Source organism: Pseudomonas sp. NPDC087615, from assembly GCF_044743445.1.
Classification (GTDB): Bacteria; Pseudomonadota; Gammaproteobacteria; order Pseudomonadales; family Pseudomonadaceae; genus Aquipseudomonas; species Aquipseudomonas baetica_A.
In genome coordinates, this window is the sequence record NZ_JBIUWM010000003.1 from 152711 (window position 1) to 176496 (window position 23786).

General features: G+C 59.6%; 19 protein-coding genes. 17 read left to right on the forward strand and 2 right to left on the reverse strand.

The window, feature by feature from the left end; all coding sequences use genetic code 11:
• Nucleotides 1-83 precede the first annotated feature (83 nt).
• Both ACIOU6_RS03275 and ACIOU6_RS03280 read left to right on the forward strand, forming a co-directional pair.
• On the forward strand, nt 84-1739 hold the full coding sequence (locus tag ACIOU6_RS03275) for an intermembrane transport protein PqiB (RefSeq protein ID WP_401133779.1): 1656 nt from the start codon (nt 84-86) through the stop codon (nt 1737-1739).
• 16 nt (nt 1740-1755) lie between these two features.
• Nucleotides 1756-2307, forward strand: a complete 552-nt coding sequence (locus tag ACIOU6_RS03280) for a membrane integrity-associated transporter subunit PqiC (RefSeq protein WP_221731712.1) — start codon at nt 1756-1758, stop codon at nt 2305-2307.
• Here the strand turns inward: ACIOU6_RS03280 and ACIOU6_RS03285 are convergent.
• Nucleotides 2265-3569, reverse strand: a complete 1305-nt coding sequence (locus tag ACIOU6_RS03285) for a HAMP domain-containing sensor histidine kinase (RefSeq protein ID WP_221731711.1) — start codon at nt 3567-3569, stop codon at nt 2265-2267. The two genes, ACIOU6_RS03280 and ACIOU6_RS03285, sit on opposite strands and share 43 nt — an antisense overlap.
• Nucleotides 3570-3896: 327 nt before the next feature.
• Between ACIOU6_RS03285 and ACIOU6_RS03290 the strand changes: the two genes are divergently transcribed.
• The 6 genes from ACIOU6_RS03290 (at nt 3897) to ACIOU6_RS03315 (ending at nt 11952) form a co-directional block, all read left to right on the forward strand.
• Nucleotides 3897-4562, forward strand: coding sequence for a histidine phosphatase family protein (locus ACIOU6_RS03290; protein ID WP_401133782.1), 666 nt, complete (start codon nt 3897-3899; stop codon nt 4560-4562).
• Between the two features lie 275 nt (nt 4563-4837).
• The gene (gene arnT / locus ACIOU6_RS03295; protein WP_401133785.1) at nt 4838-6559 is read left to right on the forward strand and encodes a lipid IV(A) 4-amino-4-deoxy-L-arabinosyltransferase; all 1722 of its coding nucleotides are present in this window, start codon (nt 4838-4840) and stop codon (nt 6557-6559) included.
• Nucleotides 6556-8073 (forward strand): ArnT family glycosyltransferase, encoded by a 1518-nt coding sequence (locus ACIOU6_RS03300; protein WP_401133787.1) that lies wholly within the window; start codon nt 6556-6558, stop codon nt 8071-8073. The genes arnT (ACIOU6_RS03295) and ACIOU6_RS03300 overlap by 4 nt, the downstream gene beginning before the upstream one ends.
• A gap of 211 nt (nt 8074-8284) precedes the next feature.
• Complete coding sequence (locus tag ACIOU6_RS03305) at nt 8285-9298, forward strand: iron ABC transporter substrate-binding protein (protein WP_401133790.1); 1014 nt, start codon at nt 8285-8287, stop codon at nt 9296-9298.
• Nucleotides 9299-9301: 3 nt separating this feature from the next.
• Nucleotides 9302-10897: an ABC transporter permease gene (locus ACIOU6_RS03310; RefSeq protein WP_401133868.1), complete on the forward strand. Its 1596-nt coding sequence runs from the start codon at nt 9302-9304 to the stop codon at nt 10895-10897.
• Nucleotides 10894-11952: an ABC transporter ATP-binding protein gene (locus ACIOU6_RS03315; RefSeq protein WP_221731706.1), complete on the forward strand. Its 1059-nt coding sequence runs from the start codon at nt 10894-10896 to the stop codon at nt 11950-11952. Before ACIOU6_RS03310 ends, ACIOU6_RS03315 begins: the two co-directional genes overlap by 4 nt.
• On the opposite strand, the gene xerC is transcribed toward ACIOU6_RS03315, so the two are convergent.
• The gene (gene xerC, locus ACIOU6_RS03320) at nt 11953-12843 is read right to left on the reverse strand and encodes a tyrosine recombinase XerC (RefSeq protein WP_401133871.1); all 891 of its coding nucleotides are present in this window, start codon (nt 12841-12843) and stop codon (nt 11953-11955) included.
• A gap of 430 nt (nt 12844-13273) precedes the next feature.
• On the opposite strand from xerC, the gene arnB reads away from it, so the two are divergent.
• Genes arnB through ACIOU6_RS03365 form a run of 9 tightly spaced genes read left to right on the forward strand, consistent with a single transcriptional unit; the run spans nt 13274 to nt 23690 of the window.
• Nucleotides 13274-14422 (forward strand): UDP-4-amino-4-deoxy-L-arabinose aminotransferase, encoded by a 1149-nt coding sequence (gene arnB / locus ACIOU6_RS03325; RefSeq protein WP_401133793.1) that lies wholly within the window; start codon nt 13274-13276, stop codon nt 14420-14422.
• Nucleotides 14419-15441 (forward strand): undecaprenyl-phosphate 4-deoxy-4-formamido-L-arabinose transferase, encoded by a 1023-nt coding sequence (gene arnC, locus ACIOU6_RS03330; protein WP_221731704.1) that lies wholly within the window; start codon nt 14419-14421, stop codon nt 15439-15441. The genes arnB and arnC overlap by 4 nt, the downstream gene beginning before the upstream one ends.
• Entirely contained in the window at nt 15438-17444 is a 2007-nt protein-coding gene (arnA, locus tag ACIOU6_RS03335; RefSeq protein ID WP_401133796.1) for a bifunctional UDP-4-amino-4-deoxy-L-arabinose formyltransferase/UDP-glucuronic acid oxidase ArnA, read from the forward strand. The genes arnC and arnA overlap by 4 nt, the downstream gene beginning before the upstream one ends.
• Entirely contained in the window at nt 17444-18328 is an 885-nt protein-coding gene (gene arnD, locus ACIOU6_RS03340) for a 4-deoxy-4-formamido-L-arabinose-phosphoundecaprenol deformylase (protein WP_401133799.1), read from the forward strand. Before arnA ends, arnD begins: the two co-directional genes overlap by 1 nt.
• On the forward strand, nt 18325-19977 hold the full coding sequence (arnT, locus tag ACIOU6_RS03345; RefSeq protein WP_221731701.1) for a lipid IV(A) 4-amino-4-deoxy-L-arabinosyltransferase: 1653 nt from the start codon (nt 18325-18327) through the stop codon (nt 19975-19977). The genes arnD and arnT (ACIOU6_RS03345) overlap by 4 nt, the downstream gene beginning before the upstream one ends.
• The gene (gene arnE, locus ACIOU6_RS03350) at nt 19974-20318 is read left to right on the forward strand and encodes a 4-amino-4-deoxy-L-arabinose-phosphoundecaprenol flippase subunit ArnE (protein WP_221731700.1); all 345 of its coding nucleotides are present in this window, start codon (nt 19974-19976) and stop codon (nt 20316-20318) included. The genes arnT (ACIOU6_RS03345) and arnE overlap by 4 nt, the downstream gene beginning before the upstream one ends.
• Nucleotides 20315-20719 carry a 4-amino-4-deoxy-L-arabinose-phosphoundecaprenol flippase subunit ArnF gene (gene arnF, locus ACIOU6_RS03355; RefSeq protein WP_401133803.1) on the forward strand — a complete coding sequence of 135 codons (405 nt, stop codon included), beginning with the start codon at nt 20315-20317 and terminating at the stop codon, nt 20717-20719. The genes arnE and arnF overlap by 4 nt, the downstream gene beginning before the upstream one ends.
• Nucleotides 20716-22095, forward strand: coding sequence for a UDP-glucose dehydrogenase family protein (locus tag ACIOU6_RS03360; protein WP_401133806.1), 1380 nt, complete (start codon nt 20716-20718; stop codon nt 22093-22095). Before arnF ends, ACIOU6_RS03360 begins: the two co-directional genes overlap by 4 nt.
• A complete protein-coding gene (locus ACIOU6_RS03365) occupies nt 22092-23690 on the forward strand; it encodes an ArnT family glycosyltransferase (RefSeq protein ID WP_401133808.1) in 1599 nt (532 codons plus the stop codon). The genes ACIOU6_RS03360 and ACIOU6_RS03365 overlap by 4 nt, the downstream gene beginning before the upstream one ends.
• Nucleotides 23691-23786 lie beyond the last annotated feature (96 nt).

The window sequence follows — 23786 nt, forward strand, 5'->3', positions numbered from 1 at the left end:
GCTCTATCGCCAAGCACTTCTATATTGATGAAGTGCTTTTGCGTTCCTGACGCTCAGTGCCCAATTATTGAAGGAGGACACGGATGAAGTCGTCAGCCACCGACGAGCCGCGAGCACCAGGCCTGGCGCCGATAAAGACCCGACGCTTCAGTGTGTCATTGGTCTGGATCGTGCCAATCGTTGCGGTGCTGGTGGGGATTTCGCTGGTGGTGCACAACCTTCTGCAGGAAGGGCCGACCATCGCCGTCAACTTCAAGACCGGCAGCGGCCTGGTGGCCAACAAGACCGAGGTCAAATACCGCAACGTGGTGATCGGTCAGGTGACCGATGTCGAACTGAGCGATGACCAGAAAAGCGTCAACGCCACCATCAAACTGGCCAAGCGTGCCGAATCCTTCACCCGCGAAGACTCCCAGTTCTGGGTGGTGCGCCCGCGTATTGGGGCCGGCGGTGTGTCGGGTATCGATACCCTGCTTTCCGGCGACTACATTGGTGCCGATATCGGCCAGTCCAACACCCGAGCCAAACACTTCAAAGGTCTGGAAAACCCACCACCGATCACCTATGGCGAACCCGGCAAGCGCTTCATGTTGCACGCCCCGGATCTCGGTTCGCTGGACATCGGCTCGCCGATCTACTACCGCAAGATCCCGGTCGGTCAGGTCGTCAGCTACGCACTGGCATCTGACGGCAAGGGCGTGGACATCGAAGTCTTCATTCATGCGCCCAACGATGCTTTTGTCACCGAAAACACCCGTTTCTGGAACGCGAGCGGTATTGACGTCAGCGTCGGCGCCAACGGTTTTCAGTTAAAGACCGAATCGTTATCGTCGATGCTGGTCGGTGGTATTGCCTTCCGTGCGCCGGACTACAGCCCCAACGACGTTGCCGCGACCGATGACAAAAACTTCGAACTGTTCGAAGACCAGCAAACCGCCCTTGCCCCACCCAGCGGCAAAGCGCAATACCTGAGCTTGCGTTTCGACCAATCCTTGCGCGGGCTCAAGGTCGGCGCTCCGGTGGAGTTCCTCGGCATAGAGATCGGCCGGGTCGTGGCGATCAATCTGGATTTCGACGCGAACAAAAGCAGCTTCCCGCTGAATGTCGGCATTGTCATATACCCGCAGCGCCTCGGTCTGGCCTACGGAAAAATGCTCAAGACCTTCAAGCACAACCCCGACGACGAAGCTGCCGGCATACGCCTGATCGGCACCTTCATCGACAAGGGCCTGCGTGCGCAAGCCCGCAGCGGCAACCTGCTGACCGGACAGTTGTACATCGCCCTGGACTTCTTCCCGAAAGCCGAAAAAGTCGCGTTTGATCCGACGCAGCGCCCAGTGGTGATTCCGACGGTTCCCGGCAGCCTCGAACAGCTACAGGTCAAACTTGAAGCCATGATCGACAAGCTCAACAAACTCCCGGTCGGCAGCATCGCCAGCAACCTGGACAGCAATCTGGTCGAACTGCGCAAAGGTCTGACCCAGTTCAACGCCAAGACCCTGCCGGGCGTGCAGACCACCCTCGCCGACGTCAGTAAAACCTTGCAGTCCGCCAACTCGACCCTGGCCGAAGATTCGCCGCAGCGCGAAAAACTCAACCAGACCCTCGATGAACTCGCACGCATGTCGCGCTCCTTGCGTGAGCTGTCGGATTATCTGGGCCGTCATCCGGAATCGCTGATTCGCGGGCGCCCCGACAACGCCGCGCCACTGGACCTGAAAGGACCGCCACGCAATTGAGCACAGGAGCTAACCCATGGCTTTACCGCTGAAGATCACCGTGCTCGCTGCGTTCATGTTGCTGGGTGCTTGCCGCAGCGACCCGATCAGCTTTCACACCCTGACGCCGGTGCAACCCGGTAGTCACCGGGCGGGCACACAAATCCCGATTGAAGGGATCACCGTGCCGCCCCAGGTGGATCGTCCGCAAATTGTCGTCCGCGAGGGCAGCAGCGGCCTGGCGATTCTGGAAACCCACTGGTGGGGCGCGAGTCTGGCGGATGAGTTGCGCAGTGCCTTGACCGACCAACTGAGCAACACCAGCGGGCGGGGCACTGTCTCGGTGCGTATCGATGTACAACGCTTCGACTCGATTCCCGGCCAGTACGCGTTAATCGATGCAACATGGCGACTGCGGCCGCTCGGCGATACCGACAACGGCCTGTTGACCTGCCGTTCCACGCTGCAAACGCCGTCAGGCCCGAGTATCGATGAACTGGTCTCGGCCCAGCAGAACAACGTCAAACGTCTGGCTGCCCTGATCAGTCAGACCGCTGGCGATCCGCACAGGTGCCCAGCTTCTTCTTGAGTCAGCGTCACGGTAAAACGACAACCGTTGGGCTCACGGCTGGTGAGTTGCACCTGCCAATGCTGCTGGTTACAGATTCTCTGCACCAATGAAAGCCCCAAGCCGAGGCCCTCTCCACGCTGCTCATCGCCGCGCACGAATGGCTGGAACATCGCATGGTGTTGCTCCTCGGGGATACCGATGCCGCTGTCCTCGACCACAAAGCTGTTTTCGTGGAGGGTCAGGCGGACAAACCCTTGATCGGTGTAGTGCCAGGCGTTGCGCAACAGATTGCCCATGACCGACTGCACAAAGGTCAGGTTGTAGAGCGCCGTTCCTGCGTGTTGCGCGTCGTAGATAAATTCCAGGCCCTTTTCACGAATCAGCCGCCCCCAGACTTCAACCAAAGCATCGGCGACCTCCCTGAGCGAGCAGGCAGATTCAGTGCCGGCTTCCTGTTGCTTGCGGGCCAGCAGCAAGAATGTCTCGACCAACTGGCGCATTTCGTCGCTGGCCCGGGCGATGCGGTTGACTTGCGCCGAGGAGCGCGCGTCCAGTGAAGGGTTGGCCAGCAACAGTTCACAGGAACTGGCGAGCACCATCAGCGGTGTGCGCAATTCGTGGCTGACATCGCTGGTGAAGAGTTTCTCCCGGCTCAGTGTTTGCCTTAACCGGCCCAGCGTCTGATCGAACGACAACGCCAGTTCGCCGACTTCGTCAGCGGCGTAGTCCGGATGCAGAGGCGGAGCCAGTTCAATGAGTTGGTCGCGATGCCTGACCTGGTTCGCCAGACGGATCACCGGGGCCATGACCCGCCGCGCCAGCAGACGGCCCAGCCCAATGGCCAGCAACACGCTGAGCATGAAACCGACAATCACCACAATGAACAGCAATCGCTCGCGCTGCTCAAGGTTTTCCTGGTCCCGCAACAGTACGTATTTTCGCCCGCCAACAGCTTCCACCATCGCGTAGAAGTCATCGCCGTCAAACTGGATCTCCTGAAAGCCCAAAGGCAATGCTGCCAGTTGCGCGGTGAGCGCCATGGCCCCTCGTCCGCCCTCGAAAAAAAACAGCTCACTTTTTTCAGGTTTATGGTTCCAGTGGCTGATGTCATCCATCGCCAGTAACCGGTGCAACCCTCCGCCGAGCGTGGTACGGGTCAAATTGCGCTCGACCACGTGCACGGTGGCGACAATCCCCAGCGCAAACACACCGGCGACCAGGGCGCTCATCGAGGCGAAGACGACCACAATCCGTTTGGTGAGGCTTTGCTTAAAGTCCATTGGGTAGAAATGACTCCACGACTGCTCAGTTCAATCGCAAAAAAAGGGCGCTGCACGGTTGTGTTCATGCTTGCAGCTTTACCGGCACTGGCAACTTTTGTTAAGGGGGCTTCACGAATAAAACAGCAATTGAGTCTGGTTATCAAATAGCCGTTTTAGTTTGTTTGCTGATGCGCTCGCAAATTTTTCACATGTTCTTCACCACACCGCCATGATCATCAGCGCAATGTTCAGCCTCCATTCAAGTAAACAATCGTGAAGCTGGTTTAATCGTCATCCCTCCATTGCACCAGCGAGACTTCAAGTATCTAAACAAGGGGCAGTAACTTGATTGAGTCATTACAACTAAAAAAATCTGCCAAACAATGGCGTTTTCCCCGTCTGCGTCTCTTGCTAACGGCTTTTGGCTTGGTGCTGGTCACCGCGTTGGTCAGCGGTTTTGTCTGGTCGCAGCGTTCCCCAAAGGATTTGGGCAACGCCGCAAGCACCGTCACCGCCGAATGGATGAAAGCCTGGCAGGCTGGAGAAGTTGTCGCATTGGTGCGACATACCGAACGGTGTGACCGGTCAACCAACCTTTGCCTGGGGCCGGCAGACGGCATTACTCAGGTAGGACGTGACGCGGCTGTTGCCGTCGGACAAGGGTTCGTGCGGCTGGGCATGAAACAGGCCGAAGTGTTCAGCAGCCCGCTCACCCGTACCGCTCAAACCGCTCACTCCATGTTCGGCCAGGACGCCATCACTCAGGACTGGCTGGAGGTGTGTGGGCCGACGATGCGCAATGACGTCGTGGCGCACAAGACGGCACGTCATAACCTGGTGCTGATCACCCACAGCGGCTGCATCAGCGATTTTGAAAAGCAGACCGGTTACCCCCACGCGGTGACGGCTCAATACGGCAGTGCATTGTTGGTACGCATAGACCCCCGAGGCGAACTTAAAGTCTTGGGCATTTTGAATGAAAACGCGTGGTCGAAAATCGCCCAGCAATAAACCGATCAATGACTGCAGCAAAAATGAACATCTCTCCGACTTGCCCCTCACTTTGTAATAATTGATTTCGTACATATTTGAACGCTGGACATTCGAGCTTTTTAAGCTTGTCTTAGCAAGGCGAACTTTGTGCTGGAAGCAGAAAAGTTCGCTGAATACAGGAAATGTCTGTCGGACTTAACTTACTTGCATTCATCCACCAATAACACGCTCGCCTCGGATTGTGCCAAGCGCGTTATTGAAACAAACACCCTGCTCTGCCCCAAGGTCCAGTCATGACGTCTGAGAATAATCCACTGCGCCACACTGCCCGCATCTCACCGCTACTCAATGCACCCTCCCTCGCCGAACGCCTGGCGATCCCGGGCCTGATACTCGCCTTCGTGGTGTTTTACCTGCTGCCGCTGATGAGTCACGGCTTGTGGATCCCCGATGAAACCCGTTACGGCCAGATCAGCCAGGAAATGCTGCTGAGCGGCAACTGGGTTGCACCGCATTTCATGGGCATTCGTTATTTTGAAAAACCGATTGCCGGTTACTGGATGATCGCCATCGGTCAGGCGATTTTCGGGGACAACCTGTTCGGCGTGCGGATCGCCTCGGCACTGAGTACCGGCGCAAGCGTCTGGTTGGCCTATCTCATAGCGCGCCGTTTGTGGAATAACCCGCGAATCAGCGCAGCCGTCGCTCTGCTGTACATGAGCTTCGGCCTGGTCGCCGGGCAAGCCGGTTATGCCAATCTCGATCCGCAATTCACGCTATGGGTCAACCTGAGTCTGGTCGCGGTGTGGTTTGCCATCGACAGTTCCACTCCCCGTGCCCGCCTCGGCAGTTGGGCCCTGTTGGGGGTCGCCTGTGGCATGGGCCTGATGACCAAGGGCTTTCTCGCGTTGCTATTGCCGGTGCTGGTCGCCCTGCCCTACATGATCTGGCAACGCCGGTTTGGCGAACTGTTGCGTTACGGCCCGGTGGCGGTGCTGGTCGCAGCCATCGTCAGCGTACCTTGGGCATTAGCCGTTTATTACCGTGAACCGGACTTCTGGCGGTTCTTCTTCTGGCATGAGCACATCCGCCGTTTTGCCGCCGGCGCCGCCGCGCAGCATGCACGTCCGTGGTGGTTCTACCTGCCGCTGCTTTTTGCTTCCAGCCTGCCGTGGGCCGTGCTCCTGCCCTCGACCATCATCCGCACCTGGCGCGAGAGGCACGACCCGAAAATCGCCTTCGTTGCCCTGTGGTTTCTGCTGCCCCTGGCATTTTTCAGCCTGAGCAGCGGCAAACTGCCGACGTACATCATGCCGTGCCTGTTGCCTTTGGCTCTGGTGATGGGGCGCACGGTGATCAACTGGCTGGACGAGCGAAAGGCGGGGGTACTGCGCCTGAACGGCGTGATCAATACCGTGCTGGCGAGTGTTGCGCTGATTGCGCTGCTCTACCTGCAGGCCACCAAAGAGATTTACCAAAATACCGAGATGTTCAGCCTGTCGTTGGCCTACATCGTGCTGATCGGCTGGATCATCGCCAACGCGCTGCAGGTGCTGCGGCCACTGACGTTGTGGGCAATGCCGGCGTTGGGGATAGGCTTGTTGATCGCGCTGCTGCCTGCGGCGATGCCCGCGCAGATCGTCGACAGCAAGATGCCGGATCAGTTTATTGCCGAGCATCAGCAGGCGCTGAGCGAAACCACCTCGCTGCTGAGTAACGACCTCGGTGCGGCGTCAGCCCTGGCGTGGCGCTTGAAACGACCGCAGGTGGATCTGTTCAACACGGTCGGGGAACTCAAGTACGGTCTCGACGACCCGGCCATGGCCTCACGCAAGGTCAGTCTCGACGGCGTCGGCCAGTGGATGACAGAAGCGCGCAAGAAAGGCTCGGTGGGGGTGGTGATGCGGGTCAACAGCGCCCAGGAGTTCCAGGAAATTGAGTTGTTGCCGGTGGACGGCAAGCACTTTCAGCGGGGCAACCTGCAAATTTTCATCTTTGCGCAGAGCCAGCCATGACATCGAGTGCCAATGATCGGCGTGCCTTGCTGATCCTTCTCGCCGCCACCGCGCTGATGTTGCTGCTGGGGCTGGGCAGCCGTGAACTCTGGGGCGCGGAGACCCGCTGGGCCAACATCGCCTTGCAGATGCTGCAAAGCGGTGACTATTTCGACCCGTATCTCAAAGGCGATCCGTACTACGACAAGCCGCTGCTGTCGTATTGGCTGATCACCGCTTCAGCCTGGCTGATGGGCGGTTTGGGGCACTGGTCGTTACGGTTGTCTTCGGTCATCGCGGCATGGCTGAGTGTTTGGCTGGTGTATCTGATCGGCGAGCAGCTATTTCGCAAAGGCACGGGATTGATCGCCGGGTGGATGCTCGCCACGACCTTCTATTTTGTTTTCTGGGCGCGGGTCGCCACCGCCGACATCCTGACGGTGTGCGGCGTACTGGCTGCGTTCTGGTGGTATTGGCGCGGGCCGGAGGACACCCGGCTCTGGCGTTACGTCGTCTTCTTCGGGCTGCTGTCGCTGACGTCGCTGTTCAAGGGGCTGATCGGATTCATCCTTCCGGGCCTGCTGCTGTTGCCGCACCTGCTCAGCGAAGGCCGCTGGAAACGTCATTTGAATGGACGTCTGGCGGTAGCGCTGGTGATCGCCGGGGCGTTTTACATGCTGCCGTTCCTGCTGTCCCACCTTTATGGCGCGGCGAATTACAGCCAAAGCGGTCTGGGCCTGGTACTGCGTGAAAACGTCGTGCGGTTCTTCGAGCCGTTCGACAACATGGGCCCGATTTACACTTATCTGCTCTATCTGCCGGTTTATACGTTGCCATGGGCGCCGTGCTGGATCATTGCGCTGTGGGTCGCCGCGCGGCGCTGGCGCCACATCGAACCCGACACCCGTTGGCTGATCCAGGGCCTGGCCCTACTGATGCTGTTTTTCACCGCCAGTGGCAGTCGCCGCAGTTACTACGTACTGCCGCTGGTACCTTTCGCGCAACTGCTCGGTGCGTGGTGGATCACGCGGCGCATGGCGGCGCGCAATACCCAGGGGCGCGGATGGACGAGAGGATTCGCTGCGGCCACCGTCGTGCTGGTCGCCGTGCTCGGCGTCATCTATCCATGGACCAATAGCGGTGGCGGTGCGATTCGCTTTGGCGAAACCGTGCGCGAGCAGGCCAGCCTGCAGGCGCCACTCAATCAGTGGCGCATGGTGATGGTCGAGGTCGACAACAAAGTGCCGATGTACCTGCAAACCGGTGGCGCGCCCTTCTACTATGTGCCGCAAAGCCGTGATTTTCCGCGCACCGGCAGTTCGGCGCAGATGATGGCGTGGCTGGAACGCACCAGCGGCGAGCACTGGAATCCGCAACGCACAATCATCGTTGCCCAGTACCGCAAAGGCGACCCATTGCCGCTCCAATACCTGAGCGCCGATCACCAGATCGTCACCACCACCCCCACGCGTGGCGAGCAGTTTTTCCACGGGCGCACAGACCAAAGCATCGCGTACATCCCCAATCACTCCTGAATAACCTGACGTTGAATGACGCACGGCAATCGTGCGTCTGCGACGCCGCTGGCAATCTGAATAGAAATGACATGTATTAACGGTGCGTTTGACGTTTTTTTCTCATTTGTTTCTCTACATTGCCGACGGCCCAACATATGCAAATCATTCGCATTGAAGTCTGCGCGCGAGTGCTTGCCCATAACGTCTGAAAATCAGGAGCGTTCTCGTCATGAATCCACAGTTTCCGTCCTTTCTGAAGCGCGCGTTGCTCGCCACCGCCCTGCTCGGTGCGGGCCAGACGTTCGCCGCTGATAGCGTTGGCCTGCTGGTCTACAACGCACAGCACGAAAGCCTGACCAAGGCCTGGGTCGCCGGGTTCACTCAAGAGACCGGTATTCCCGTGACGATTCGTAATGGCGATGACACCGAGATGGGCAATCAGCTCGTACAGGAAGGCTCGGCCTCACCGGCAGACGTGTTCCTCACCGAGAACTCACCGGCGATGGTGCTGGTCGACAACGCCAAACTGTTCGCCCCCGTAGCGCCGAAAACGCTGGAACAAGTGGATTCGGCGTACCGCCCGGCCCACGGGCGTTGGGTCGGTATCGCAGCGCGTTCGACGGTGTTCGTCTACAACCCGGCCAAACTGGCGGAAAAAGACTTGCCCAAATCCCTGCTCGATCTGGCAGAACCCGGCTGGAAAGATCGCTGGGCCGCCTCCCCTGCCGGTGCCGACTTCCAGGCGATCGTCGCCGCCGTACTTGAGCAGAAAGGTGAAGCCGCCACGCTCGATTGGCTCAAAGGCATGAAAGCCAATGCCTCCGTGTATCGCGGCAACAGCGCCGTGCTCAAAGCGGTGAACGCCGGGCAGATCGACAGCGGCGTGATCTATCACTATTACAGCTTCGTCGATCAGTCCAAAACCGGCGAAAACAGCAAGAACACCCAACTGCATTACTTCAAACATCAGGATCCGGGTGCATTCGTGAGCATTTCCGGCGCAGGCGTGCTGGCCTCCAGCCAACACCAGGAGGAGGCCCAGCAGTTCCTCAACTACATCACGGGCAAACAAGGTCAGGAGATTCTGCATAGCGGCAATTCGTTTGAATACGCCGTGGGCAAAGGCGCACCGTCCAATGCGAAGCTGACGCCGCTGAAAGATCTGGATGCGCCCAAAGTCGATGCGTCGAAACTCGACAGCCAAAAAGCCGTCGAGCTGATGACCCAGGCAGGACTGCTGTAAGTGCTGCCGCAAACCTTACCTGCACAAGTTGCCGCGACCACGGGTGCCCACCGCCCGCGCAGAGCCCGCGCCCTGACGGGGCGTCGGGGCTCGTGGGTGGTCGCCCTGGCGATTGGGGTTTCATTGTTGTCGCTGCTACCGATTGCGTTTGTGGTCGGTGTGTCGTGGGCCACGGGTTGGGCGACCATCGAAGCGTTGGTGTTTCGCCCTCGGGTAGCCGAGTTGTTGATCAACACTGTGCTGCTGGTGTTGATCACTCTGCCGCTGTGCATCGTGATCGGCACCGCGCTCGCGTGGCTGACTGAGCGCACTAACCTGCCCGGTCGGCGCTTTTGGTCCTTATTGGCCGTCGCGCCGCTGGCGGTGCCGGCGTTCGTTCACAGTTATGCGTGGGTCAGTCTGATTCCATCGATTCACGGACTGCCGGCCGGTGTGCTGGTCTCGGTGATCGCCTATTTCCCGTTTCTTTATCTGCCGATTGCGGCAACGTTGCGTCGACTTGATCCGGCCATTGAAGACGTCGCCGAATCCCTGGGTCTCAAACCGTGGGCGGTGTTTTTCAGGGTGGTATTGCCGCAGTTGCGCCTGGCGATTTGCGGCGGTGCCTTGCTGGTCGGCCTGCATTTGCTCGCCGAATACGGCCTCTACGCGATGATCCGTTTCGACACCTTCACCACGGCTATTTTCGATCAGTTCAAATCGACCTTTAACGGCCCGGCGGCAAACATGCTGGCCGGGGTTCTGGCGCTGTGTTGCCTGGCGATGCTGACGGTCGAATCTGCCGCCCGTGGTCAGGCGCGTTATGCCCGCGTGGGTTCAGGCAGTGCGCGTGAACAACGCACGGTGCATTTGGGCCGCGGCATCGTTGCACTCGGGCTGACCCTGCAAACCGTGATCGCTCTGCTCGCCCTCGGTGTGCCTTTACTGACGTTGGGGCGTTGGCTCGTCACTGGCGGCGTTGAGGTCTGGCAAGGCGGTGAGTTGTTGCCCGCTTTACTGCAAACCCTGTCATTGGGCGTGGCCGGTGCATTGTTGACCAGCCTGGCGGCAATTCCGATTGCCTGGCTGTCGATCCGCGCACCGGGCAGGTTGCAGCGCCTGCTTGAAGGCTGCAACTACATCACCAGTTCGCTGCCAGGAATCGTTGTGGCGCTGGCGTTGGTGACGATCACTATCCATTTCGCCCGGCCGATCTACCAGACCACCATCACTGTGCTGCTGGCCTATCTGCTGATGTTCCTGCCACGGGCTCTGGTCAGCCTGCGTGCCGGTTTCGCCCAAGCGCCGGTGGAGTTGGAAAACATCGCGCAAAGCCTCGGCCGCTCGCCGTTACGCGCATTGTTGCTGATCACCTTGCGCCTGGCCGCACCGGGCGCAGCGGCAGGTGCCGCGTTGGTGTTTCTGGCGATCACCAATGAACTGACGGCGACCCTGCTGCTCGCACCCAACGGCACGCGGACATTGGCCACTGGCTTCTGGGCCATGACCAGCGAAATCGACTACGCCGCTGCGGCGCCTTATGCACTGTTGATGGTGCTGCTGTCGCTGCCGCTGACGGCCATTCTCTATCACCAATCCAGGCGCACCGCTGGCCGATGAACGCACTCGAACTGATTTCCCTGAGCAAATCCTTTGGCGCACAGAAAGCGCTGGATAACATCTGTCTGTCCGTCCCCACCGGCAGCCGCACGGTCATCGTCGGCCCTTCCGGCTCCGGCAAAACCACGTTGCTGCGAATGATCGCCGGATTCGAATTTCCTGATGCCGGCAGCCTGTTGCTTAACGGTCAGGTGCTGGTAGACAGCACTCATGCGGTGCCGGCGTATCAACGTCAGATCGGCTACGTGCCGCAGGACGGCGCACTGTTTCCGCACATGACCGTCGCCGCCAACATCGGCTTTGGGCTGACGCTGACGGGTGAGGCTCGAAATGAACGCATCGCACAGCTGATGGACAGCGTATCGCTGGAGGCCAACATGGCGGGTCGATGGCCCCACGAATTGTCCGGCGGCCAGCAACAAAGGGTTTCACTCGCCCGGGCACTGGCCCAGCAGCCCCGACTGATGCTTCTCGATGAGCCGTTTTCTGCCCTTGATACCGGCCTGCGCAGCGCCATGCGCAAAATGGTCGCGCGGCTGCTCGAAGACGCTGGCGTCACCACGATCCTGGTCACCCATGACCAGGGTGAGGCGTTGTCGTTTGCCGATCAATTGGCGGTCATGCGTGCCGGGCGTCTGGTGCAATCCGGGCATCCCATGGATCTCTACCGATACCCGGACGATGAGCAGACCGCGCATTTTCTCGGCGAAGCCGTCGTGATGCCGGCGCGGATCGAATTCGGTTGGGCCCATTGCGAGCTGGGCGCGGTGCCGGTCAACAGCGACGGTTTCATCGGCAATGCACAGATCATGTTGCGCCCCGAGCAATTGCAGTTGTCCGACGCCATGACCAGCACCAAAGGCTGTCATGCGGTGGTCACTGAGCGGGAGTTCGCGGGTAACACCTGCACATTGACGGTCGAACTACGCGCAGAAACCAGCCATGGCCCTGGCCGTTCACTGTTGGTGCGCAGCTCCGGCATGCACGCGCCGCCGGCCGGTAGCGAGGTTCATCTGTCGGTACTCGGCGCGGCCCATGTGTTGGCGATGGCCTGATCACAGATCGAAGCGATCCACCGCACGCCGCCGCTCGTTGTCATCACGCACGTCGTAGTTGGCGGTCGTCTGGATATTGCTGTGGTGCGCCAGTTTCTGTGCAATCGACAGATCATGTTCTTCGATGACGCGGGTGATGAATGAGCGCCGGAAGTCGTGGGGCATGATTTTTACCCCGACCTGCGTGCCACGCTGACGGGCGATGTAATAGATCGCGTGTTTAGTGATGCGCTCGCGGGTGATATGGCTGCCACGGCGGATGCGGTTGAACAGAAACGCATCGTCGCTCTCGCCTTCCTTGAGTTGCGAACGGCGCAATTCCAGCCATGCATTGAGCTTGGCAAACGCCCAAGCGGGGGCGTACTTGATCAGTTGCTTGTTGCCCTTGCCCACCACGGTCAGGCTGCGCTCGCTGAAGTCGACCTGATTCAGATCCAGGTCCACCGACTCTGACTTGCGCATGCCGGTGCCGTACAGCAACGCAATCACCGCCGCGTCGCGCAGCCCTTGCGGACGAGGGTCGGCGGCGCAGACTTCCATCAACTCATGGATCAGCGTGCGCTTTAGATTTCGGCCCTGAGACAGTCGCGTGCCGGCAATACCTTTTACCGAACGCATCTTTAACAGGTGATCCTGACTAATCAGGCTCATGCGCCAGGCTTCGTTCATGACGCCGCGCACGGCATTTACATAAAGCGAAGACGTATTCGGCGCATAGTTGTCTTCGCGCAATGCCGCGACTAACGCAACAACATCTTCCGGTTGTAAAGCGTGCCAGGGAATCTCCTCGACATTCATGTCTTCGAAGCCGAGACGGTCAGCGGCGTCCTGCAGAACATAGCGCATGGTCAGTTGGCTGGAGGGGGCCAAGCGCGCCAGATACAGAGACATCGGGTTGGTTTTTGGCGGTTCTGTCGGTGTAAGGGGTAAGTCAATCAAACGAAATGCCTTGAGTAAAAACTGTTCAATACAACAACTTTAAAATGTAATGTTTTTAATATAAGCCGATTAATTCCGTAAGACTTTTCCTGCAAAAAAATCAATAAAAGGCAGAAGTCTGAACAGTGGCTTAATGAACTTTAGATAAATGAATCGCCGACTACTTTTTCATATTCCTTTCACAAAATCGGGCATAACCTTAAGCCCGATAGAGCCAGCGGCGGCAGCGAACAAACTGCCGGGCGAGGCTCGAAAAGTCAACCAAAGCCCGACGTCAGGTTGTTCTAACAACCCGTTGATGCAGAAAAGAATTCTGCGTCTAGGCTGGTACTGGATCCGATGAAAATCGTGAGGCTTTCTTTTTTTTCGCATTGAGGTGCCCATGAGTCAGGCGTTTCTCCCCTTCTCCCGCCCGAGTATCGGCGATGAAGAAATTGCAGCCGTCGAGCAAGTATTGCGCTCGGGCTGGATCACCACCGGACCGAAAAACCAGGCACTTGAAGAACAGTTCGCCCAATACGTGGGGTGCCATCATGCCGTGGCACTGTCTTCGGCTACCGGCGGGATGCATATTACGTTGCTGGCGTTGGGCATCGGCCCTGGCGATGAAGTCATTACGCCGTCGCAAACCTGGGTGTCGACCGCCAACATGATCTCGCTGATCGGCGCCAAACCGGTGTTTGTCGACGTCGACCGCGACACCTTGATGACCGACGTTGCGCGCATCGAAGCGGCCATCACCCCACGCACCAAAGCGATTATTCCGGTGCATTACGCCGGTGCCGCGTTCGATCTCGATCCGCTATACGCCCTGGCCGACAAGCACGGTATCGCAGTGATCGAAGACGCGGCCCATGCCGCCGGCACCCGCTACAAGGGCCGCCACGTTGGCGCGCAAGGCACAGCCATCTTTTCCTTCCATGCGATCAAGAACATGACCTGCGCCGAAGGCGCGATGTTCGTCACCGACGATGAAGCCCTGGCCAGTCGCGTGCGCATGCTCAAATTCCATGGTCTGGGCGTCGATGCCTACGACCGCCTGACCGGTGGGCGCAAGCCACAGGCGCAAGTGATGGAGCCGGGTTTCAAATACAACCTGGCCGACATCAACGCAGCGATTGCATTGGTGCAGTTGCAGCGCCTCGACGCGATCAACGCCCGCCGTACCGAGTTGGCTACTGCCTACCGACAAAAACTTGAAGGCCTGCCGGTGCAGCCACTGGCCGTGCCCGACTACGCGCAACAGCACGCCTGGCACCTGTTCATCCTGCGCATCGACAGCGAGCGTTGCGGCATGGACCGCGAAGCCTTCATGAAAGGTTTGCAGGATCAGGGCATCGGCACCGGTATCCATTTTATCGCCACCCACCTGCACACCTGGTATCGCCAGCGTGACCCCGACCTGTACCTGCCCAACACCGAATGGAACTCGGCGCGGCTGTGCTCGATTCCGCTGTTCCCCGACATGACCGATCAAGACCTTGATCGCGTGGTCGGCGCCATCGCCACCCTAATGGACAAACGCCTGTGAAACCTTACCCAATCCGTTGCGTGTCGATCGTTATCCCGGTCTACAACGAACAGGAGAGCCTGCCGGAACTGCTGCGCCGCACCGAAGCGGCCTGCCGGCTGCTGCGTCACGACTTTGAAATTGTCCTCGTGGACGATGGCAGTCGCGACGACTCCGCCATGCTTCTTGAAGAAGCCGCCACCCGCGAAGACAGCCCGTTTGTGGCGGTCATCCTCAACCGCAACTACGGCCAGCACGCGGCAATCATGGCCGGTTTCGAACAGTGCAAGGGCGACGTGGTCATCACCCTCGACGCCGACCTGCAGAACCCGCCAGAAGAAATCCCGCGACTGGTGGCCGAAGCCGAAAAGGGTTACGACGTGGTCGGCACCGTGCGCGGCAACCGTCAGGACTCGGCCCTGCGCCGCTATCCGTCGAAGCTGATCAACCTCGCCGTGCAACGCTCAACCGGCGTCGCCATGAGCGACTACGGCTGCATGCTGCGCGCCTACCGCCGCACGATCATCGACGCGATGCTCGCCTGCCGCGAACGCAGCACGTTCATTCCGATTCTGGCCAACAGCTTCGCCCGCCACACCACGGAAATCGTCGTCGCCCACGCTGAGCGTGAGCATGGCGATTCGAAGTACAGCCCGATGCGCCTGATCAACCTGATGTTCGACTTGATCACCTGCATGACCACCACACCGCTGCGTTTGCTGAGCATTGTCGGCTTCGCGATGGCTGGGCTGGGCGTGCTGTTTGCGGTGGCGTTGATCGTACTGCGGCTGGCCTTCGGCGCCGGTTGGGCCGGTGACGGCACGTTCGTGCTGTTCGCCGTGCTGTTCGTGTTCACCGGCGGCCAGTTCATCGGCATGGGCCTGCTCGGCGAATACCTGGGCCGCATGTACAGCGATGTGCGCGCCCGCCCGCGTTTCTTCATTGAAAAAGTGTTGCGCAGCCACGCTGATAGCCCGGCGCCTGCCGTCACTGTTGATGGTCTCTCTTCTTCCTCTACTACCGGTCAGGTTCACTCATGAGTGCAAAAACTGTTGTCTTCGCTTACCACGATATTGGCTGCGCCGGCATTCAAGCCCTGCTCGACAGCGGCTTTGACATCGCAGCGGTGTTCACTCACGCCGACGACCCGAAAGAAAACGCCTTCTACAGTTCTGTGGCGCAACTGTGCGCCAACAAAGGTATCCCGGTTCACGCGCCGGAAGACGTTAACCACCCACTGTGGATCGAGCGCATTGCCAAACTCGACCCTGAGTACATTTTCTCGTTCTACTACCGCAACCTGCTGAGCGAGCCGCTGCTGGCCCTCGCCAAAAAAGGCGCGTTCAACCTGCATGGTTCATTGTTGCCGCGCTACCGTGGCCGCGCTCCGGCGAACTGGGTGCTGGTCAACGGCGAAACCGAAACCGGGGTGACCCTGCACCGCATGGTCAAACGTGCCGATGCCGGTGCCATCGTTGCTCAGCAACGCGTCGCCATCGAACGCAGCGACACCGCATTGAGCCTGCACGGCAAACTGCGCACTGCCGCCGCTGATCTGTTGCGCGACACCTTGCCAGCCATGCTGCAAGGCAAGATCAGCGAAACGCCGCAAGACGAATCCAAAGCCACAGTGTTTGGGCGTCGTACGCCGGCGGACGGCAAACTGGTCTGGGCGAAGCCGGCCGAGCAACTGTTCAATCTGACTCGCGCCGTGACTCAGCCATATCCGGGCGCTTTCTGCGCCGTGGGCGAACACAAACTCATCGTCTGGAGTGCCGAAGTCGTCAAAGGCAACGAAGGCCAGGCCCCGGGCCGGGTGATCAGTGTCGATCCGCTGCGCATTGCCTGCGGTGAAGATTCGCTGGTGATCCTCTCCGGTCAGCGCAACGACAACGGTCTGTTCCTCAGTGGCCCGCAACTGGCCAACGAATTGGGTCTGGTCGACGGCTCGTTGCTGCGCGGCGCTGAATCCGGTCGTGGGCCACGCCGTACTCGCGTGCTGATTCTGGGCGTCAACGGTTTCATCGGTAATCACCTGTCCGAGCGCCTGCTGCGTGATGATCGCTACGAGGTCTACGGTCTGGACATCGGCTCGGATGCCATCGACCGTCTGCGCAGTCATCCGCACTTCCACTACGTTGAGGGCGACATCAGCATTCACTCCGAGTGGATCGAGTACCACATCAAGAAGTGCGACGTGGTGCTGCCACTGGTGGCCATCGCCACGCCGATCGAATACACCCGCAATCCGCTGCGCGTGTTCGAACTCGACTTCGAAGAAAACCTGAAACTGGTGCGCTACTGCGTCAAGTACAACAAGCGCGTGATCTTCCCGTCGACGTCGGAAGTCTATGGCATGTGCCAGGACAAGAATTTCGACGAAGACACGTCAAACCTGATTGTTGGCCCGATCAACAAACAGCGCTGGATCTATTCGGTATCCAAGCAACTGCTGGACCGGGTGATCTGGGCTTATGGCGCCAAGGGCCTGAACTTCACCCTGTTCCGCCCTTTCAACTGGATGGGGCCGCGCCTTGATCGTCTGGATTCGGCGCGTATCGGCAGCTCCCGTGCAATCACCCAACTGATCCTCAACCTGGTGGAAGGCACGCCGATTCGCTTGTTCGACGGTGGCGAGCAGAAACGCTGCTTCACTGACATCGCCGACGGCGTCGAAGCACTGGCGCGGATCATCGATAACGACAACGACGCCTGCAACGGCCAGATCATCAACATCGGCAACCCGGACAACGAAGCGAGCATCCGTCAGTTGGGCGAAGAGCTGCTGCGTCAGTTCGAAGCCCACCCGCTGCGCGACAACTTCCCGCCGTTCGCCGGTTTCCGCGACGTCGAGAGCAAGGCGTTCTACGGTGCCGGTTATCAGGACGTCGAACACCGCAAACCGAGCATTGCCAACGCCAAGCGCCTGTTGAACTGGGAGCCGACCGTTGAGATGCGCGAGACCATTGGCAACACGCTCGACTTCTTCTTGCGCGAGGCCATGCTCGAAATCGCGGAGAGCTGCGATAAAGAGGCACGCTGATGCAGGCAGGTCTTCGTATCGATGTCGACACCTACCGCGGCACCCGTGAAGGTGTGCCGCGACTGTTGGAGATGCTCGACGAGGCGCAGGTCAAGGCAACGTTTTTCTTCAGTGTCGGCCCGGACAACATGGGCCGGCATCTGTGGCGCCTGATACGCCCGCAGTTCCTCTGGAAAATGCTGCGTTCCAACGCTGCCGGCCTGTACGGCTGGGACATTCTGCTGGCCGGCACTGCCTGGCCCGGCAAACCGATTGGCCGCGATCTCGGGCACCTGATGCGTCAGGCCCGGGACGCCGGTCATGAAGTCGGTCTGCACGCCTGGGATCACCATGGCTGGCAGGCCAATGCCGGGCGTTGGAGCGACAAGCAACTGAGCGAGCAGATTCGTCAGGGTGTCGACACCTTGAGCGACATTCTTGGGCAGAAGATTGAATGTTCGGCCGCCGCCGGTTGGCGTGCGGACGAGCGCGTGATCGAGGCCAAGCAAGCTTTCGGCTTTCGCTACAACAGCGATTGCCGTGGGCAGCGGATGTTCCGCGCGCTGTTGGCTGACGGCACACCGGGCACGCCACAGATACCGGTGGACTTGCCGACCTTCGACGAAGTCGTCGGCCCGAGCGTGGCTGCGCAGGACTTCAATGCGTACATCCTCGATCGCTTGCGCCCGGAAAACCTCAACGTCTATACCATTCATGCCGAAGTAGAAGGGATTCTGATGGCTCAGGATTTTCGTCAATTGCTGGCCGAGGCACGCCAGCGAAACATCGAGTTCAACCCTTTGGGCAACTTGTTGCCCGAGTTCCTCAACACCTTGCCCGTGGGCCGCGTAGAGCGCGGCGCCCTCGACGGCCGTGAAGGCTGGCTGGGAGTGCAAGGCGCATGACTCAACGCTGGACATTGCCGCTGCTGTTGCTGGTTTTTTTCCTGCTCGCTTATTTGCTGCCGCTGGGCACTCACGGTTTGTGGATTCCAGACGAGACCCGCTACGCACAAATCAGCCAGGACATGCTCCTGAGCGGCAACTGGGTGTCGCCGCACTTCATGAGCCTGCGCTATTTCGAGAAGCCGATTGCCGGGTACTGGATGATCGCGCTGGGTCAGGAGCTGTTCGGGCAAAACCTGTTCGGCGTGCGCTTTGCCTCGGCATTGAGCACCGGTTTGAGCGTGTTGCTGTGCTTCTTGATCGCTCGGCGCTTGTGGAACGAGCCGCGCAAAAGCTTTGTCTGCGCCCTGCTCTACATGAGTTTCACAATCGTTGCCGGGCAGGCCGGTTACGCCAACCTCGATCCGCAATTCACTTTCTGGGTCAACTTGAGCCTGGTCGCGCTGTGGTTTGCCGTCGACAGTCACACCGGCGGCAAGCGCCTGGCCGCTTGGGCGTTGTTGGGACTGGCCTGCGGCATGGGGTTCATGACCAAGGGTTTTCTCGCCTGGCTGCTGCCGGTGCTGATCGCCTTGCCGTGGATGCTCTGGCAAAAACGTTGGCGTGAATTGCTGATGTACGGCCCGGTGGCGATTGCTGTCGCGATCATCGTCAGCCTGCCGTGGGTGCTCTCGGTGCATGCGCAAGAGCCGGATTACTGGCGGTTCTTCTTCTGGCACGAACACATCCGTCGCTTTGCCGGTGACGATGCCCAGCACGATGCGCCGTGGTGGTTTTACCTGCCGCTGCTGGTGGCATTCAGTCTGCCGTGGGTTGGCCTGTTGCCGACGGCGTTCAAGCAGGCTTGGCAAACCCGCGCTCAGCCCCAAGTCGTGTTCCTGCTGCTGTGGCTGCTGATGCCGCTGCTGTTTTTCAGCTTGAGCAACGGCAAGTTGCCGACTTACATCCTGCCCTGCCTGCTGCCGATGGCGTTGCTGCTCGGTCATGCGCTGGCCGACCGTTTACGTCTTGAGCAAGGCCGGGCGCTGAGCATCAATGGTCTGCTGAACCTATTGTTGGGGCTGGTGACGCTGATCGCAGTGGTCTACCTGCAATTGAAAAAACCGCTGTACGACCACGAATTGCACAACATGGTGCTGGTGTTCATTGCCCTGACCGGCTGGATCATCGCCAACCTGCTGCAAGCCTTCCGTCCTCTGCAATGCTGGGCGGCACCGGCGTTCGGCAGCCTGTTGCTGATTGGCGTGTTGCCGGCCGCGCTGCCCAAATCGGTGGTCGCCAACAAGATGCCCGATCAGTTCATCCGTCATCACGTCACTGAACTGGCACAAACCACGCACTTGTTGAGCAACGATCTGGGCGCGGCCTCGGCCCTCGCCTGGCGCCTGAAACGCCCGCAGGTCGCGCTGTACAACACGATAGGCGAACTGAAATATGGCCTTGCCTATCCTGACGGCATTCAACAACGGGTCGATTCCGATCAAGTGCAACAGTGGATGCACGAGGCTCGCCGCAGCGGTTCGGTCGGCGTGGTGATGCGCGTCAAGGGGCAGGAAGAACTGGACGAAATCGACAAACTGCCCAAGGACGGCATCCGTTACGAGCAGGGCAATCTGGTGATCATGATCCTACCCAAGGAGGCGTCATGAGCCTGTTGCTGCTATTGGTCGCGTGCCTGCTGACCTGTCTGGGTCAGGTGGCGCAAAAATACGCGGTGGAGAGTTGGCGCGGCGTTGATTCGTCCTGGGCTGAAAAACTGCGTTCGCCGTGGTTGTGGCTTGCACTTTTGGCGCTGGGCAGTGGCTTGCTGGTCTGGCTGTTGGTATTGCAGCGTCTGGAAGTCGGCATTGCCTACCCGATGCTCAGCCTCAACTTCGTGCTGATCACGTTGATCGCCCGCTTCGTTTTCCGCGAACACATTGACCGCCGGCATTGGCTGGGGGTAGCGCTGGTGATCGGCGGTGTCGTACTGCTGGGGCAACAATCATGAGCCAACGTCGTGGGATCGCCTTCGCCATGAGCAGCGTGTTGCTGGTCAGCGCGGCGCAACTGGGCATGCGCTGGAGCATGACGCGCCTGCCAGCGCCTGAGCAATGGCTGGCGCTGGACGGCGTCGACCTGCACGCATTGGCGGTCGTGTTCACGGCCATTTTCGCCTACGCCCTGTCGATGCTGTGCTGGCTCGCTGCGCTGCGCGATCTGCCATTGGGCCGCGCGTATTCACTGCTGAGCATCAGCTATGCGCTGGTGTACCTGCTGGCGGCCAGTCTGCCGCTGTTCAACGAATCCTTCAGTTTCACTAAATCACTGGGCGTGGCGCTGGTCATGCTCGGGGTCATCACCATTAACACTCGTCCGGCTCGTGCGCCCGAATTCAGGAGTGCTCCATGAAAATCACAGTGTTTGGAAGCGGTTACGTCGGTCTGGTACAAGCGGCTGTGTTGGCCGAGGTCGGGCATGACGTCGTGTGCATGGACGTCGACCAGAAGAAGGTCGATCTGCTCAAGCAAGGCCATGTCAGCATCTTCGAACCGGGGCTGGCCAGCCTGGTGCGCGAAGGTCTGGATTCGAAACGCCTGCAATTCACCACCGATGAACAACTCGCCGTGCAACACGGTCGCGTTGCGTTCATCGCGGTCGGCACGCCGTCCCGTGAGGACGGCTCGGCCGACCTGCGCTACGTGCTGTCAGTCGGTGACGCGATTGCCCGTCATCGTGAGCACCCCCTGATCCTGGTGGAGAAATCCACGGTACCGGTGGGCACCGGCGACAGGCTGCGCGCGCACCTCGAAAAGGCGCTGGTCAAGGCGGGTCGGCTGCTGCAGTTCGATATCGTCTCCAACCCGGAGTTTCTCAAGGAAGGCTCGGCCGTTGCCGACTGCCGCCGTCCGGACCGCATCGTCATCGGCTGTGAAGGTGACGAAGTGCGTGACGTGATGCGCGATCTGTACTCGCCATTCAACCGCAACCATGACCGCATCATGTTCATGGACCTGCGCAGCGCCGAGCTGACCAAGTACGCCGCCAACTGCATGCTGGCGACGAAGATCAGCTTCATCAACCAGATCGCCGAACTCGCCGAACACCTGGGCGCCGATATCGAGTCGGTCCGTCAGGGCATCGGCGCCGATACGCGTATTGGCTACCACTTCATCTACCCGGGCTGCGGTTATGGCGGTTCGTGCTTCCCCAAGGACATGCGTGCGCTGATCCACAGTGCCGAAGAGGCGCATTGCTCCAGCGACTTGTTGCAAGCGGTCGAGGCGATCAACCAGCGGCAGAAGCACAAGTTGTTCGAGCGCATCAACGCGTTCTACAAAGGTGATCTGCGCGGCAAGACCTTCGCCCTCTGGGGCTTGGCGTTCAAGCCCAACACCGACGACATGCGCGATGCGCCGAGCCGGGTTTTGCTTGAAGAGTTGTGGGCCGCCGGTGCCAGCGTGCGTGCGTTCGACCCCGAAGCCATGCAGGAAACCCAGAACCTGTACCCCAACGAACTGAAACTGATGCTCATGGGCACACCGGAATCGGTATTGCCGGGTGCTGATGCGCTGATCATCTGCACCGAATGGCAGCAATTCAAGGCGCCGGATTTCGACTTGATCAAACAGCGCCTCAATTCCCCAGTGATCTTCGACGGACGCAACCTGTACGACGCTGACCGTCTGGCACGTAACGGTTTCCACTACTTCCCGATGGGCCGTGGTGAATCGCGCACATTGCCGATCCCGCTGCAACAGTGGCCTCACACGTCAGACGTCGCTTGATCACGTTGTCGCCTGCCATCCGCCAACAGTCCCTGATCGCGGGACTGTTGGCATTTTTGTTATTTGTCGCTGGGGTCTACGGGCAGGCCCCTATCGGTTTTGACTCGCGTTTTGTGCTGTTCGCTCAGGAGATGCTGCGCCACGGGCCGACGGTGTTTCCCACGACGTATGGTCAGCCGTATGCCGATTACTCGGCGCTGTCGACGCTCTTTATCTGGTGTTTGTCGTTGCCGTTCGGTGCGGTCAATGCGTTCACTGCATGGGCACCGAGTGCCGTCGCCGGCGCGGTGATCGTGACACTGATGTACCGGCTCTTGGCGCCCTACTCGCGCCGTTGGGCGCTTATCAGCATTTTGTTGCTGATGCTGACCGGCACTTTTGTCACCGAAGTGCGTGCTGTGTCTCAGGACTTGATGCTCGCCGCCGTGGCTTTTGCGGTGTTCTACCTCGGTTATGCCCATGAACATTTCGGCGGCGAACGTCGTTGGCCGCTGATTTTCGTGCTGCTGTTGCTCGGCTTCGGCATTCGCGGGCCGATCGGGTTGGTGGTCCCGACCGGAATGCTATGCAGTTATTACCTGCTCAACCGACAGTGGTCGCGGTTGTTCGTGTTTGGTCTGTTGGCCTCAGTGCTGCTGGTGGCGTGTGTGGGCCTGCTGCTGTGGTTTGCCAGACTCTGCGGCGGGCCAGTATTTATGCAGGACGTGATTCGCATGCAGTTCATGGGGCGCATGGACGGCAGCGAAGGCGTCAGCGGTTCGCTGTATTACTTCACCAGTTCGCTGGGCAACTATGCGCTGGCATATCCCTTGGCCTTACTGGCGTTGGCGGCTGCTTGGCTGAGCAAACCACAGCAGCGCGGGCCGGCCTTGCGGCTGGTGCAGTATTGCGCGGCGGCCGGGCTGATCGTGATGGTCGGGTTGTCGATTCCGCAGGCGAAAAAGGCACGGTATCTGCTGCCGATGTTGCCGATGGCGGCGATCATCGCGGCGTATCCATTTCAGGTTGCTCAAGGTCGGGGGTTCGCGTGGCTGCGCGGTTTGATACTTGGCCTCTGGCTGGTAACGCCCGGATTGTTGATATTGGCCTTGCTGGTCGCAAAGAAGCGTTTCTCCGAGCAACTGGGCGAAATCACCCTCGTTATGATCGTGTTGGGCGCCCTCCAATTGGCGGCGTTGTGGCGGTTGTTGAGGCCCCGCTGGCGCGCTGAAACATTGGCACTGTGTTCAGTGCTGGCGTTGTGGACGGTGTATGCGTCAGTGTTTGAGCCTGTTGAGCGGCGGCTGTATGACACACAGACCTTCAGTCGTGCCGCGTTTGCCCAGGTTCAGCAAAACCCTGCACCGTTGGTGCTGCACGGCATGGGCAAGGACGCCAAGGCGATCAAGTTCATGGTCAACATCGAACAGGATCTGCAACCGCAGTTCACCGAAACCGCACAGGAGCTGGAAGCGCTTAAAGGCCCGGCGTGGCTGATCATGGATCGCAGTGATTTCCTGACATTGAAGAGGTCGTCACTCGGTTCGTTACAACCGGTACTGAGCGGCGCCTTTGATAAAAACAACTACGTCCTGTTGTACCTCAAGCCCTTGTAGCCGCTAACCACCCTCCCCGCCATCGGGAGGGTTCAGCTTGACCGGTGGCCTGTGCGCGGCGAGGATGGCCGCGCGCCAGCCGAGCGCTGAAATAAG